This is a genomic window from Streptomyces sp. NPDC023838 (assembly GCF_040639555.1).
In the GTDB taxonomy this organism is placed as follows: Bacteria; Actinomycetota; Actinomycetes; order Streptomycetales; family Streptomycetaceae; genus Streptomyces.
This window is the reverse complement of record NZ_JBFAAD010000001.1, coordinates 63261-77362: the sequence shown is the minus strand read 5'-3', so window position 1 is coordinate 77362 and position 14102 is coordinate 63261. Positions and strand designations below refer to the sequence as shown.

Sequence of the window (14102 nt, the reverse complement as noted above, 5' to 3'; positions counted from 1 at the left end):
CGCGCCGACATGGGCCGACATGGGCCGACCGCGCCACAACTGAGCGATCGGCTCCGTCGCGTTCAGCCCTCCACTCCCGTGGAGGTGTGCGCGGCGCCGACCGGCTTGGACTCCGGGGACCCGCGCTGGCGCAGGTATACCGACAGGATGGCCATCGCCGCCACGGCCAGGAGTTCGGACTGCCAGTTCTGCAGGGAGCGGTTCCAGAAGTCGGCGGATCCCAGGTAGGCGCCCCAGGAGACGGGGGGCTGGAGTTGGCGCAGTTGCTGTTCGTCGTAAGCCGCCGTGCCGGCGATGGACTGGGCGAGCCAGGACAGGACGAACAGCAGGGCCATCACGGTCCCCAGGGAGCGTGAGTACACGTTCTGCCGCCAGTCCTTCATGGCGGCCCAACGGGGTGAGTCGGCTGCGGCATGGTCGCCCACGCGCTGCTCACGGTCGCTTTCCGGTCCTGCCTTGTGGAGCTTCTTGGACTCGGGTGAGCCGCGTTGGAGGAGCCAGACCGTGCCGAAGATGTAGAGGAAGAACTGCAGGAACTCCGACTGCCAGTTCTCGGTGACGTCGACGGCGAAGTCCGATGACATCAGGTACTCGCCGATGGTCAGCTGTTGCAGCCCGTCGACGGCGAGGTCTTCGTTGAAGCCGGCATGCCCCGCGAGCGCCTGCCCTGCCAGAACGAGCAGGAACGCGCCCCCGAAGGCGAGGGTGAGGCTGTTGTCCCGCCAGAAACCGCCGCTGCGGCGACCGCCGTTCACCGGTGCAGCGCTCCGATCGTGATGAAGTAACCCAGCCCGCCCAGGATCGTCACCAAGCAGGCAGTGAAGAGGAAGCGCACGTCAGCCGCCTTTCAGCGAGCACCGGTAGGGCTTGTCGCCCTGGGGCACGCAGCCCGCGGCGACCACTTTCCAGCCGCCCTTGAACTGCGACAGGAACAGCGTGTCGTTCCGCAGACTCAGCAGCGCCTGCCGCCCGTACATCTGCGTGCCGCGCAGCTCACCGGCCGCCACCAGCTTCTCCCCGCGCAGCGCCGAACGGCACGGCTGGTGCTGGTCGTCTTCGAGCTGCTGCCGGGTCTGCGGCGCCAGCAGCGCGCAGGCACGCGGGAAGTCGGCGTCGGCAAGCGCCCGCTCGAAGACCCGCCCGGCCTGCCGGGCACCTTCCAGCCGAGCCTCGGGTGCACCGCAACCGCACAGCACCGCCGCGACGGCTCCCACCACCATCACCGCCAGACCACGGCGTCCCGCGCCGCGCCTGAGCCGGTGTCCGCGAAGGCCACTCACGAGGCGACCACGCTGGGCACGCTCTCCGTCTCGCTCGTGTACAGCTTCTCGACTGTCCCGTCGTCCTCGCGCAACAGCACGTTCGCGTCCATGACCGTCTCCTCCGCCGGGGCGTGCGAACACCCGGTGCCGGCCGGGCCGGGCACCAACCACACCCTCACCCTGCGGGCAGGAGGACCCCTGCTTTCTCCGCCGGACACGCCGAAGACCGCCCACGCGGAGCAGCGCCCGCGCATCGTGAAAGGGGGTTTGCCACGTTTGCCGCCACGCTGGGGCTGCCCCCCCCTGGCCCCCTGGCTCGTCGCCGCGTGCCGGGCGGTGGCAGATGCGCGAGTAGGGCGCGCGGTCGCCGCCGTGACCTCGCCGGTTGTGAGACGACACCCCCGACGGCTACTTCCGCACCGGCGCCCTGGCGGCCCTAGGCGCTGACCACCTCCCGTACCGCCGCGAGGAACTCCTCTGTACGCGGGTGCGTGGGGTGGGCGGGGCGTGCGAGGTAGACCGTGGTGGGGGGTGCGTCCTCGAGGGGGACGAAGCACACCCCCGGGTGGCCGTGGCTCTGCGCCGTGCCCGCGGCGCCGACGCCGAACGCGCCGCCCGTGGCGATGAGGTTGAGCCACTCGTCGACGTTGCGCACCTCGACCGTGCGGTCCGGGCGCTGCGCCGGGGGCCAGAGGTCGACCGAGGCGGTGCCGGTGTCCGGCCACAGGGCCAAAGGGAGGGCGGGGCCGGAGGTGAGTTCCGCCAGGCGCACCCGTTCGCGGGCCGCGAGCGGGTGGTCGTCAGGCAGGGCGGCGACCCGGTCCTCGGTGTACAGGGCTTCGGTGCGGATGCGCGGGTCGGCGGGGACGGTACGGAGCACCGCCACGTCGGTGTCGCCGGTGGCCAGGCCCGCGGTGCTGTTGTCCTGGCGGACCACTTCGAGCGGCATGTGTGGGTGGGCCTGGCGCCAGGAACGCAGCAAGGGGACGGTTTGTTGTCCCAGGACCGCACATGTGTAACCGAGCCGCAGGGGCCGGTCGACGGCTCGGGTGTCGGCGAGTGCCGCGTCGAGGTGGGCGAGGATGGCGCGCCCGTGCCCGAGGAGGGTCGTCCCGGCCGGGGTCAGGTCCAGATGCCGGGAGGAGCGGTCGACGAGGCGGACTCCCACGCGCGTTTCCAGTTGCGCGAGCGTGCGGGAGAGCGCCGGCTGCGTCATGTGCAGCGAGGCGGCCGCGGCGGTGACGGTGCCCGCTTCGGCGATGGCGGCCAGGGCTTTGAGATGACGCAGCTCCACATCCATGCCTGGGAAGCATAGTCGCTGCCCAGATGGCATTTCCGGGTGCGGAGCGCGATCCGTAGCGTCGGATGCACGCCGGGCGGTTCGCCCGGCCCTCCTCCTGGGAGATCCCAGGAATCTCCCGGTGCTACCCGGGTTTCGTTTTCCAGGCATTGGACGGTGGGTTGTGAGGATTCTTCTGATCGGCGCGGGCGGCACGCTGGGCTCCGCCGCACACAAGGCGCTCGCGGAGCGCGGCCACGAGGTGATCGGCGTGGGCCGCACGGGTGGGGACCTGATCTGCGACGTCACCGATCCGCAGGCCGTGTCCCGCCTGTACGCGCAGGCCGGTCCACTGGACGCGGTGGCCGTCACGGCGGGCGACGCCGTATTCAAGCCGCTGGCCGAGCTGGCTGCGGACGACTTCGCGGCGACCTTCCGCGGCAAGGCCCTCAGCCAGTTGGAGCTGGTCCGCCAGGGCGCCCGGCACGTGGCCGCGACCGGCTCGTTCACGCTGGTCAGCGGGATCCTCACGGAGGAGCCGATCGTGGCCGGGGCCGCCGCGTCCGCGGCCAACGGCGCGGTCGAGGCGTTCGTACGGGCCGCCGCGATCGAGCTCCCGCCGCAGCGGATCAACGCGGTCAGCCCGACGGTGGCCGAGGAGTCCCTGCCTGCCTACGGGCCGTTCTTCGCGGGAATGGAGCCGGTTTCGGCGGCACGCGTCGCGATGGCGTACGTCCGCTCCATCGAGGGGGCGCAGACGGGGCAGATCTACCGGGTGCGCTAGTACTGCAGCAGCGTTCCGTACGGGCCCGTAAGCCGTGGCGCCGTCCATGGCCGCACCGGTGCCACCGAAAGACGGCCCTCCCCGACATGCTGGGACCGAAGACGGGCACACGGAGGGCTAGCGGCGGGCGAGTGGAGGCGGCATGAGAAGCGTCGGTGTGGAGGAGGAGCTGTTGCTGGTCGATGCCCGTAGCGGCCTTCCGCAGGCGGTCTCCGGGGCGGTGCTGGCGGCGGCCGAGCGGCAGGCGTGGGAGCGCCCCGGGGACGTCACCCACAGTCACCACCTGGAGAAGGAACTACAGAGGGAGCAGTTGGAGTTCGCCACCAAACCGGTGACGCGGATGGGTGAACTTCAGGAGGAGATCAGGCGCAGCCGGCGTGAGGCCGCCCGGCTCGCGGCGACCGCCGGGGCCGTGGTGGCGGCCATCGCGACGTCGCCCCTGCCCGTGAAGCCCCTGCTGAACGTCGGCAAGCGCTACCAGTGGATGGGCGAACAGTTCGGGCTGACCGCGCAGGAACAGCTGACGTGCGGCTGCCACGTCCACGTCGCCGTCGAATCGGACGAGGAAGGCGTGGCGGTCCTGGACCGCATCCGCCCCTGGCTCTCCGTGCTGACGGCGATGAGCGCGAACTCTCCGTTCTGGCAGGGCCAGGACAGCGGGTACGCGAGCTATCGCAGCCGGGTCTGGAACCGGTGGCCCTCGGCCGGGCCCGTGGAGGTGTTCGGCTCCGCGGAGCGCTACCACGAGCAGGTCACGGCGATGGTCGGCACCGGCGTGCTGCGCGACAAAGGCATGATCTACTTCGACGCCCGCCTGTCGGCCACCTACCCCACGGTGGAGATCAGGGTCGCCGACGTCTGCCTGGACGCCTCCACCCCCGTCCTGCTGGCCGCGCTCACCCGCGCCCTCGTCGAGACCGCCGCACGCGCCTGGCAGGACGGCCTGCCACCGGCCAGGATCGGCACCAGTCTGCTGCGCCTCGCCTCCTGGCGCGCCGGCCGCTCGGGCCTGGACGGCCCTCTGCTCCACCCCGACACCATGCGCGAGACATCTCCCATGGAAGCGGTGGGCGCCCTCTACCAGCACGTACGCGACGCCCTCCGGGACCACGACGACGACCAACTGGTCCAGGAGGGCATCGCGAAGCTGGAGCGGCATGGCAACGGCGCCCATGTGCAGCGCGGCCTCCTGCACAGCGAGGGTGACCTCGCGCGCGTGGTGACCCGGTGCGCGCAGCTGACCACGGACGGAGAAGACCCTCTCGCGTAAGTAGCCCTCGCCGCCTGGCCCCCGTGGGGGCCACCTGGTCCCGTGGGGGCCCCAGGTCCCGTGGGGCACCTCTCGTGGGGGCCCGCCGGTCCCACCCGCTCGGCCAGTCTTCCGGAGCACGCCCGGCCGTCCTCCGGCCGACCGGCTGCTACTCAGTGTGCGAGGGTGGAAACGCGAGGGTGGAAATACTCACCCCCCGCAGTTCGGGATGCCAGTAACGCCGCGTGTCGGCGGCACGGCGGGAGGCGTTGAACCTATGGCGCACACGGCACTCGTCGTGATCGACATGCTGAACACCTACGAGCACGCGGACGCCGACCGGCTGGTCCCCTCGATCCGCGAGGCGCTGCCGGGCATCAAGACCCTGCTGAAGCGCGCCCGCGCCAGTGAGGCCCCCGTCATCTACGTGAACGACAACTTCGGGCAGTGGCGCTCCCACCACGGGGAGATCCTGGACCGTGCGCTGTCGGGCCGGCATCCCGACCTGGTCGACCCCATCGCACCGGACGAGGACTCGTTCTTCGTCGTGAAGGCGCGGCACTCCATCTTCTTCGAAACACCCCTGGCCTACCTGCTGGGGCAATTGCAGACGCGGCGCCTCGTGCTGTGCGGGCAGGCCACCGAGCAGTGCGTCCTGTACTCGGCGCTGGACGCGCACATCCGCCACTTCGACATCAGCGTCAGCCCCCAGGCCGTCGCGCACATCGACGCCGAGCTGGCTCGCGCGGCCCTGCGCATGATGGAAGTCAACATGTCCGCGACCATCTGCCCGCTGGACGCGATCGCCTTCGACGACGATTCAGATGCCGATTCCAGCTCCGACCCCGGGTCCGATTCCGGGTCCGATTCCAGTCCCAGTTTCACTGACGCCAGCACCAGTCATCGTGGCCGCCCTTCACCCGAAGGCTCGAAGAAACCACCACCGACAACCACCCGCTGACGGCGGCCACGGACACGGCCAAAGCCCGTGTCACTCCCCCAGCGCGTCGAGAAGCCTCCCGGCCTTGTCGAGGGAGCGGGGGCGCGGAGGGTTCTGCCAGGGGTTTTTCCTCAGCAGGCGGTCGACGGTGGCCAGGGTCCAGCGGCGGGCGGTGAGCTCGGGATCGTCCAGATCGGCCCAGGCCAAGGGGGCTGCGACCGGGGCCCCGGGACGGGCACGCACGGCGTAGGGCGTGACGGCGGTCTGGGCGTAGGCGTTGCGCTGGATGTCGAGGTAGAGGCGGCCCCGGCGGGCGTCCTTCCTGGGCTCGGTGGTGAAGCGGTCGGGGTTACGGGCGGCGAGGACCTCGGCGACACCGCGCGCGAAGGTCCGTACGTCGTCGAAGGGCGCTCGCCGGTCCAGGGCCACCACGACGTGCAGGCCGCGCGAGCCGGTGGTCATGGGCAGGGACGGCAGCTCCAGCTCGTCCAGGAGCTCGTGCAGCCCCCGTGCCGCTTCGCGCACCGGCGTGAAGTCCTCGCCGGGCGGGTCGAGGTCGAACACCAGCCGGTCGGGGTGATCGGGCCGGTCCGCCCTGGACAGGAAACGGTGCGGGGTGATGCACGCCTGGCCGGCGAGGTAGAGCAGGCTGGCGGTGTCGTCGCAGACGGGGTACGTGACGGTTCCGTCCTCCTTGGGCAGCTCCACGCGGTGGAACCAGTCGGGGAAATAGTCCGGCACGTCCTTCTGCATGAAACCGTGCTGGTCGGCGCCGTCGGGATGCCGTTCCAGCATCAGGGGCCGCCCGCGCAGATGGGGCAGCATCCGGCTGCCCACCGCACGGTAGTACTCCGCGAGATCCGCCTTGGTGATGCCGTCCTCGGGGAACAGCACCTTCTCCGGGCGACTGATGGCGACGGTGTGCCGACCGGCCCGGATGCGGTGTGCGGGCTGCTTCTGGGACTTCATCGCGAACTCCGGCCCTGGCTTCAGTCTTCGGCGACGACGCGCACGCTCTTGACGTCGTCGTCGACGGCGTCCGGCACCACCATGCCCGCGTCGACCCCCGTGCGCAGATACGTCAGAACGTCGGCGTTGATTCGTTCACCGGGCAGTACGGCGGGAATACCCGGCGGATACGGGGTCAGCATCTCGGCGCTGATCCGGCCCTCCGCACGCTCCCACTCGACTTGCTCGGTATGGCCGAAGAACGCGTCGCGGGGCAACAGCGCCTGCTCCAGGCGGAGCCGGTGCGGAGGCGGGATGGTGACGTGAGGGGCGGGGCGCAGGTCCGCCGCGTGGGCGACGACATCGCGCAGTGCGGCCAGGAGTGCCGCCGTGGTGTCCTCGTCGTCGGCGTGGGTGAGTTGGGCGCTGATGCGGCGGTGGTCGGAGAGGTGCAGGTTGATCTGATGGTGCTCGCGGATCCAGTCGGCGGCCCGGTAGCCGGTGGTCTTCAAAGCGGTGATGTCGATGATGATCTGCAGGGGGTCCATGTCGGCGGCGCGTCCGGCTCCGCAGAAGTCGTCCCTGCCGTGCACGTGCATGCCGTCGATGGCGGCGATGCGCTTACGGACATCCGTGGCCAGCGCCAGGGCGTCGTCGTACAGGGCCTTGCCGTGCTCGACCATCTGCCGGCGCCAACCGTCCAGCGCGGCGTAGATGAGCACGGACGGGCTGGTGGTCCCGAGCAGGTCTGCGCGCCCCTTCAGCACCTCGGGCTTGACCAGGTCCCCCTGGAGGTGGAACACCGATCCCTGCTCCAGTCCGGACCCCATCTTGTGAACGGACGTCACGCAGACATCCGCACCCGCGTCCATGGCCCAGGTCGGCAGGCCGGAATGGAAGGGCAGGTGTGCGCCCCAGGCCTCGTCGACGATCACCGGTTTGTTCCTGGCGTGGCACACCTCGGCGATCGCGGCCAGGTCGGAGGACGTGCCGTACGGGGTGGGGCTGGTCACCAAGGCGCCTCGGGCGTCGGGGTGTTCCTCGAACGCGGCGGCGAACGCGTCCGCCGACGGCGGGTGGGCCAGATGGCGTTCGGCGTCCCACTGCGGCTCCACCCATACCGGCTCGATCCCCGACAGGATCAGCCCGGAGATCACCGCCTTGTGCGCGTCCCTGCCCACCAGGAGCTTCTCGTGCGGGCCCGCGACGGACAGCATCGCCGCCTTCACCGACAGGGAGCTGCCGCAGGTGGTGAAGAAGGTGTGCTGGGCGCCGACGGCATCGGCCATGAGCTCCTGGGCCTTCGCCAGAATTCCGTGCGTGGAGCGGCGGTCGTCGAGCCCGGAGATCGCCAGCACGTCCGACAGGAAGACGGCGTCCCCGAGGACGGCACGGACACGCGGGTCCGCGCCCCGGCCCTGCTTGTGCCCCGGCGGAGTGAACGGCGTCTGGCCGCTCTTCCGGTAGGCCGACAACGCTTCGAGTACGGGCGCCCTTGAGTGGTCCATGGGTGCCGAGTGCCCCGGGACAACTGGGAGGAAACCCGGCGTCGCTTGCCGTGCCGCCGCGTGGGTGAGCGTCCGCCAGGAGGGCATGGACGTACGGGGCCAACGGCCTTCGAGGGCGTACGGCCGAGCTTGTGAGGAGCACGAGCCGGCACGGCCGAGCGCGCCGGGCTCTGTTCGCCACGGGGTGCGCGGGGGTCTATTCGCCGGCCGCGGCCTTCGCGTGCCAGGAGCTCCATGCCTGCTCGGCCGTGCCGGGCGCCAGTAGGACGTCCGCCGCGGTGCAGGCGAGTGCCGTCGCGGAGGCGAGCATCGCCGCACGGCCGCGGGGCCCTGCGGCGGCAGCGGCGAATTCGGGTGTGTGGTCGGAGGCGTCCGGCCCCAGGATGGCCACGAAGGGATGGATGGCGGGCACCTTGGCGCTGACGTTTCCGATGTCCGAGGACCCCAGATACACCCCGGGTTCCGGCTCGCTCAGGGTGATGCCGCACCGCGCGATGTGGTCCGCGAAGCGTTGCGCGAGGACGTCGTTGTTACGGAAGTGCTCGTATCCGGCGGTCACGCGCTCGATCCGTGCCGACGTTCCCGTAGCGGCAGCCACTCCCCGCGCCGCTTCGCCCACTCCGCGGACCAGCTCCTCCAGTGCGGCGGTGGTGGCCCCGCGCAGACCGAACAGCCCCTCGGCGTACTCCGGCACGATGTTCGTGGCCACGCCGCCCTGCGTCACGATCCCCTGCACGTGAGAGCCGCGGGGCAGCCGCCGGTCGAGTACGGCGAGCGTGTTGAACAGCTGGATGAGCGCGGCCAGGGCGTCGACGCCCTCCGTCGGGTTGCCCGTGGGGTGAGCCGCCCGCCCTCGGAACCCGATCCGTATCTGCGTCTGTGCCGTCAAGGGCGCCCAGGTCCAGTCGTGCACGCCCGGATGGAACATCAGCGCGGCGTCCACCTCGTCGAACACCCCCGCGTCGACCTCGATCACCTTTCCGCCCCCGCCCTCCTCCGCGGGAGTACCCACCACCAGGACGGATCCGTCCACTTCCCCGAGTGCCGCGTGCAGCGCGAGCGCCGCTCCCAGCCCGGCGGCGGCGATCAGATTGTGCCCGCAGGCGTGCCCCAGGCCGGGCAGGGCGTCGTACTCCAACAGCAGTGCCACGCACGCCCCGCTCCCCCGCCCGGTCCGGGCCGTGAACGCGGTCGCGAGCCCCGCCACGCCGCGCTCCACCTGGAACCCGGCGCGTTCCAGTTCCCCGCTCAGCAGTCGCGCGGCGCGGTGTTCCTCGAAGGCGGTCTCGGGCGCGCCGTGCAGTTCGAGCGCCACGTCCCAGAGCCGTTCGGCGCGCGCGTTCAGCTCTTCCGCGATGCGGGCATGGACCGTGTCAAGATCGTCCGGCATTCCGCTGCCTCCTTGCACCTTGCGACTTGCGACTTGCGTCGAGGACATCGAGGACATCGAGGACGCGGACGTGCGGCCATATGGGCGCGCTCGCGCGACGCGTCCCGAGTACCCGCTCTCACCGTGCGCAAAAGATGCTGCGCGTGCTCATCGCCCGAAGGGTGGATGGGGTGAACCGGGCAGATCAGGCAGATCGGGTGGATGTGCGACGAAGGTCGTTATCCGGCACCGTCAAGGGGCACCCATGCAGTGCCCGGGTCCGCCCGCTGTGGCGGTAGGACCGTGTCCCGTCCCACGACGAAGGAGTGCTGCCGGATGACGAAGGCCCGCGAGATCATGACGGCGGGCACCGAATGCATCGGTGCCCAGGAAACGGTGCTTGAAGCCGCGAAGAAGATGACGGAGCTGGGCGTCGGCGCCCTCCCGATCTGCGGCACGGACGAGAAGCTCAAGGGCATGCTCACCGACCGGGACATCGTGGTGAAGGTCCTGGGAGCGGGCAAGGACCCAGCCACGGTGAAGGCAGGCGACCTCGCCCAGGGCGAGGCCGTCACCATCGGCGCCGACGACGACGCCGAGGAGATCCTGCGCACCATGAGCGAGCACAAGGTACGCAGGCTGCCCGTCATCGACGGGCACACGCTGGTCGGCATCGTCGCCCAGGCCGATGTCGCCCGCGCCTTGCCGGACCCCAAGGTCGGCGATCTGCTCCAGGCGCTGTCCAGCGACTGACCGGCGCCCGCACCGGCCTGCGACGTGTTGTCCACACACCTGCCCGGGAAGGCCCGGCAAGGCGCGCTGAACATGGAACCCTCCATAGTTGTTGGCCTCGGTGCCGGGCAGCAGGTCCAGGCACCCTCTCGGACGTGTCACGAGGCACGGGGCAGGGCGAGCCAGTCCTGCCAGCTGATGTCACGGCCCAGATAACGGGGCTGCTGGAAGGGCCAGTTGGCGGCGATCCACTGCGGCACCAGCGTATCCAGCGCGCGCTCCGCCTCACCTCCGACGAGGTCGTCCACCACCCACCAGGAGACTTCTCCGTCGGAGCCGGCGCGCTCGGGCGGGTCGATGTAGACGCACCCGAAGATCGCCGTCTCTCCCTCGTCGAGCAACGCATAGTTGAACGACTGGTGCGCGGCTATCTCCCTCTCGTGCCGCAGCAAGTCGATGCGGTCCTCTTCGTACGTCATCGTCTCCTTGGGCCAAGCCCAGGCCGGCCCGAACGTCTCCCACAAACGCTCTCGGGAGCCCATCACCGCGGGGTAGTCGAGCTCGGTGTCCGCCTCCCGGATGGGCCGCAGGTGGAGCGCGGTGTCGGGCACGGGCACATGGACCGGGTGAACGAAGTCGTCAGGCAGCCAATTCATAACGGTCGAGACTACAGCGGGCCCGCGCGGGACGGTCCGGGCGGTGCGAGCGCGTCGGCGGGCGACCAGCGGGCCTCGACAACTCGGCCTGCATGCCCCGCGATACCGTCGAGACCGTGGAGACCGTCGAGTGCTGCGTCACTCAATTGAAGCCGGGGCGGCATCGTCACCCGATACGCCGAGGCCGCCCGCATCTTCCAAGCGGCGCAAGGCTCCTACCTCTCCTCGCCTGCCAGTTCGGCGTTGGCGCGGGCCGTGACGAGCGACAGGACGCGTCCGGCCGTGGCCAGCTCCTCGGGGGTGAAGCCCGCGTAGACGCGGGCGGCGATCGCCGCACCGTATCCGCTGGTCTCCTCCTGCAGGGCCCGACCCTGTTCCGTCAGGCGGACGACCGACTCGTCGACTGCCTCAAGCAGGCCCGCCTCGAGCAGTTCCATGACCGGCGCAAGGGCCGCCGCCTCCTCGATCTTCAGGGCGTCCCGCAGTCGGCCTACGATGCTCTCCCGGGTCGCGGAACCGCCTTGCGCCGAAGTGAAGTTCAGCGACAGGGACTGCAGATAGGTGAGGCCCGCCGGGGCGAGCGCCTGCTCCAGAACGGCCTTGGTGGCGTAGTGCGCCAGGGCGACGACCTGGCCGTTCACGCTGGGGGTGGTGACTGTGGACATGGTTCATGACTCCTTCGAAGAGGGATCCAGGGGTACGTCGAGCAGGGTCCGCAGCTCACGGGCGAAGAGCCCGGTGCGCTGGCCGTCGAGCCCGCCGAGCGGTGCGAGCAGGTGGTCCATGAGTTCCTGGACCACCTCGATCGCCTCGGCGGTGGCCTCGCTGCCGCGCGAGGTGAGCGCGAGCTGAACCGCGCGGCTGTCCGCGGGGTCCTTGGTGCGCTCCAACAGGCCCGCACTCTCCAGGGTGCGGACGAGTTTGGACACGTAGAGGGGTTCGAGCCCGGTGTGGTCCGCGAGCTGCCTCTGACTCGGCCTGCCGCCGTCGGCCGCCATGCCGTGCAGGGAGCCGAGCAGCGAGTACTGGGCGTGGGTGAGGCCGAGGGGCGCGAGGGCCCGGTCCACGGCGACCCGCCACTTCATCGAGAGTCGCCACAGGAGAAATCCGGGGGTCGGACCGGATGGGCGGGCTGACGCGCCGTGCGGGCCGTCTGGTGTCGGGCTCATGGAAAGTACAGTACATGGACATAGTAGCCATGGCTACTAACTGGACGAGGAAGCCACCGACTGGACGAGGAAGCCACCGAGCTGTTCCTGTCCGGCAACGCAGGTCGGATTTCCCACCTCCGACCACATGCCAGCGAGGACCGCATCGAGGCGGCCGCGCCGCAGAGCGAGCTTGCTGAGGACGGACCACTCGGCTCCACTGACACACACGATGACGTTGTTGGGTGGTTGGGGGGTTGGGGGATGGGTGATACGAGGTCACGCGGTCAACTTCTCTGTGTCATCTGCCAGTACGGCGTCCGGACAGGCGCGGCGCAGACTTTCTGCCACGACAGCGGCCCGGTGACCCTCTGGATCCGGAGGGCCGGTGTGGCCACGTACAGGATGAAGCGCAGAAGGGGGCGTCGCCGAGGACATCGCGGTGATGGAGCGGATGTGCCGCAACATCCACCGGAACCTGGTGCCGGGGGGCGAGTTCTTCGTGCTCGCCCAGAAGCCCGACTACAAGTTCGACTTGTTGTCCCTGGACGAGTACGGGTTCCTCTGCGAGCCCTCCGGCGAGGAGATCGAGACGGGTCCGCGGGTGCGGATCACGGCTCTCCTCGACCCGCAGCCGATCAGCATCGTCAGCTCGGCCCCGCGCCGCGAGGTGTACGAGGAGTGCCTGCGGGCGGCCGGTTTCAGTGCGGTGGAGTGGGTTCCGCTGCAGGTTTCGGACGCCGGCATCCGTGAGTTCGGCGAGGACTTCTGGGCGGACCTCGTCGCGAACCCGCCACTGGAGCTGCTGCGCTGCCGCGCCTGACCGGCTGACCGGGCTGACCGGGCTGACCGGGCTGACCGGGCTGACCGGCTGACGGGCTGCCTGACCGACCGGAGCCGCCGGGAACCGGGTGTCGAGTCTTGTTCCGGTCGGTCGGCCGAAGCGGGCGGTTGCCTTCTGTCCGCCCGTCCCCGAAGCTGCCACTGCCGCACAACTGACCACCCGAGGAGGCGTCATGACCAATCGCGTGGACCAACCTCGCCCACTCGACCTGGTTGGCAACCCGATCCACGTCAGCGGTATCGCCACCGGATTCGAAGCGACCCTGGAGTACCGCATCGGCGACGGCCACCACGAGGTGACCGGTACCTTCACCGCGGGGGGCGGCAGCGGCGAGCTCGGGCAGTTCCATGTCGCCGTCGACGTCCACCAGGCGCCCTTCCAGCTCGACCGACTGCTCGTCCAGGTCTTCGAAGCGCGGGCCCGGGACGGTGGCGACGTCAACGCCGTCACTATTCCCGTGATTTACGGGCCCCGTATCGTGCCGGGTTACTACGGCTACCGCGAGCACAAAGTGGTGAAGGGCGACACGCTGTCGGCGCTGGCCAAGACGTACTACGGCGACGCGGCCCTCTACTCCCGTATCGTGCGGGCCAATCCGGCCCAGATCACCGACCCCGACAAGATCGTGCCGGGGCAGGTTTTCCGTATACCGATCGGGTCATAGGTCATGGCCCAAGGCCCGTGTGCGGGACCACGTTCGCACGCGGGTCTCCCGGGGGGGCGGGCCGTGGTGAGCATGGCGGACAGGGAGTCCAAACCGTACGGGTATCGTCACACCATGGAGCTGCGTACGCTGCGCTACTCCGTGGCCGTGGCCGAGGAACTCCACTTCGGGCGGGCCGCCACCCGGCTGCATATGACACAGCCGCCGCTGAGCCGGGCGATCAAACAGCTGGAAGCCGAAGTCGGCGCCACGCTGCTCGAACGGTCGCCCGCCTGAAGCTGGCCGATCTGGCCGACCGCCGCTGGTTCCTGTTCCCGGAGGGCACCGACCCGCTCTGGCAGTCGTACTGGAACGGCGGGGAACCCCGGGAGGGTCCGGTGGTGCGCACCGTGCAGGAGTGCCATCAAGCCGTTCTCTGGAACGGCACGGTCGGCGTGACACTCCTGGCCCACGAGCCACCGGGCGGGCTCACCGTGGTACCGCTGATCGACATGCCGCCGAGCCGCGCGGCGGCGGCGTGGAACGAGGGCGACACCCATCCGCTCATCCACTCACTCGTCGGGTGGCGATCGCCGTCCATCGCGACCGGGCGCCTCAAAGGGGCACGCCTTTCTCGTCATGAGCCGACCGGACAACGACCGGACCGGACCCTGTCTGTCACGAAACCCTGTCATCAATCACCAACGGATCTGATGGGATTCGCGCCGCCAACGGGCCCC

14 protein-coding genes and 2 pseudogenes are annotated in these 14102 nt (G+C 70.2%); 7 read left to right on the top strand and 9 right to left on the bottom strand.

Annotated elements, in window-relative coordinates; translation table 11 throughout:
• Positions 1-62: 62 nt before the first annotated feature.
• From AB0G17_RS00405 to AB0G17_RS00395, 3 genes are all read right to left on the bottom strand, one after another.
• Positions 63-755, bottom strand: a complete 693-nt coding sequence (locus AB0G17_RS00405; RefSeq protein ID WP_361373906.1) for a DUF6766 family protein — start codon at positions 753-755, stop codon at positions 63-65.
• 81 nt (positions 756-836) lie between these two features.
• Positions 837-1220: a hypothetical protein gene (locus AB0G17_RS00400; protein ID WP_361373904.1), complete on the bottom strand. Its 384-nt coding sequence runs from the start codon at positions 1218-1220 to the stop codon at positions 837-839.
• Between the two features lie 478 nt (positions 1221-1698).
• Positions 1699-2562, bottom strand: a complete 864-nt coding sequence (locus AB0G17_RS00395; RefSeq protein WP_361373902.1) for a LysR family transcriptional regulator — start codon at positions 2560-2562, stop codon at positions 1699-1701.
• A 163-nt stretch (positions 2563-2725) separates the two neighbouring features.
• Here AB0G17_RS00395 and AB0G17_RS00390 point away from each other — a divergent pair, with 163 nt between their 5' ends.
• The 3 genes and pseudogenes from AB0G17_RS00390 to AB0G17_RS00380 form a co-directional block, all read left to right on the top strand.
• Positions 2726-3325, top strand: coding sequence for a short chain dehydrogenase (locus AB0G17_RS00390; RefSeq protein ID WP_361373900.1), 600 nt, complete (start codon positions 2726-2728; stop codon positions 3323-3325).
• 142 nt (positions 3326-3467) lie between these two features.
• Positions 3468-4595, top strand: coding sequence for a glutamate--cysteine ligase (locus AB0G17_RS00385; protein ID WP_361373898.1), 1128 nt, complete (start codon positions 3468-3470; stop codon positions 4593-4595).
• A gap of 256 nt (positions 4596-4851) precedes the next feature.
• A pseudogene (locus AB0G17_RS00380) lies at positions 4852-5364 on the top strand (isochorismatase family cysteine hydrolase); the annotation flags it as partial.
• A 201-nt stretch (positions 5365-5565) separates the two neighbouring features.
• Here the strand turns inward: AB0G17_RS00380 and ligD are convergent.
• From ligD to AB0G17_RS00365, 3 genes are all read right to left on the bottom strand, one after another.
• Positions 5566-6483 carry a non-homologous end-joining DNA ligase gene (gene ligD / locus AB0G17_RS00375; protein ID WP_361373896.1) on the bottom strand — a complete coding sequence of 306 codons (918 nt, stop codon included), beginning with the start codon at positions 6481-6483 and terminating at the stop codon, positions 5566-5568.
• Positions 6484-6503: 20 nt separating this feature from the next.
• Positions 6504-7970, bottom strand: a complete 1467-nt coding sequence (locus tag AB0G17_RS00370) for an ornithine decarboxylase (RefSeq protein ID WP_361373894.1) — start codon at positions 7968-7970, stop codon at positions 6504-6506.
• 196 nt (positions 7971-8166) lie between these two features.
• The gene (locus tag AB0G17_RS00365) at positions 8167-9360 is read right to left on the bottom strand and encodes an amidohydrolase (protein ID WP_361373892.1); all 1194 of its coding nucleotides are present in this window, start codon (positions 9358-9360) and stop codon (positions 8167-8169) included.
• Between the two features lie 315 nt (positions 9361-9675).
• Between AB0G17_RS00365 and AB0G17_RS00360 the strand changes: the two genes are divergently transcribed.
• Positions 9676-10092: a CBS domain-containing protein gene (locus tag AB0G17_RS00360; RefSeq protein ID WP_361373890.1), complete on the top strand. Its 417-nt coding sequence runs from the start codon at positions 9676-9678 to the stop codon at positions 10090-10092.
• A gap of 137 nt (positions 10093-10229) precedes the next feature.
• Here the strand turns inward: AB0G17_RS00360 and AB0G17_RS00355 are convergent, their stop codons facing one another.
• From AB0G17_RS00355 to AB0G17_RS00345, 3 genes are all read right to left on the bottom strand, one after another.
• The gene (locus AB0G17_RS00355) at positions 10230-10727 is read right to left on the bottom strand and encodes an N-acetyltransferase (protein WP_361373888.1); all 498 of its coding nucleotides are present in this window, start codon (positions 10725-10727) and stop codon (positions 10230-10232) included.
• A 215-nt stretch (positions 10728-10942) separates the two neighbouring features.
• On the bottom strand, positions 10943-11392 hold the full coding sequence (locus AB0G17_RS00350; protein ID WP_361373886.1) for a MarR family winged helix-turn-helix transcriptional regulator: 450 nt from the start codon (positions 11390-11392) through the stop codon (positions 10943-10945).
• Positions 11393-11395: 3 nt separating this feature from the next.
• A complete protein-coding gene (locus AB0G17_RS00345) occupies positions 11396-11896 on the bottom strand; it encodes a MarR family transcriptional regulator (protein WP_361373884.1) in 501 nt (166 codons plus the stop codon).
• 424 nt (positions 11897-12320) lie between these two features.
• Between AB0G17_RS00345 and AB0G17_RS00340 the strand changes: the two genes are divergently transcribed.
• The 3 genes and pseudogenes from AB0G17_RS00340 to AB0G17_RS00330 all read left to right on the top strand — a co-directional run.
• Positions 12321-12698, top strand: a complete 378-nt coding sequence (locus tag AB0G17_RS00340) for a hypothetical protein (RefSeq protein ID WP_361373882.1) — start codon at positions 12321-12323, stop codon at positions 12696-12698.
• A 193-nt stretch (positions 12699-12891) separates the two neighbouring features.
• The gene (locus tag AB0G17_RS00335) at positions 12892-13383 is read left to right on the top strand and encodes a Gmad2 immunoglobulin-like domain-containing protein (RefSeq protein ID WP_361373880.1); all 492 of its coding nucleotides are present in this window, start codon (positions 12892-12894) and stop codon (positions 13381-13383) included.
• 114 nt (positions 13384-13497) lie between these two features.
• Positions 13498-13650: pseudogene (locus AB0G17_RS00330) on the top strand (LysR family transcriptional regulator); the annotation flags it as partial.
• Positions 13651-14102 lie beyond the last annotated feature (452 nt).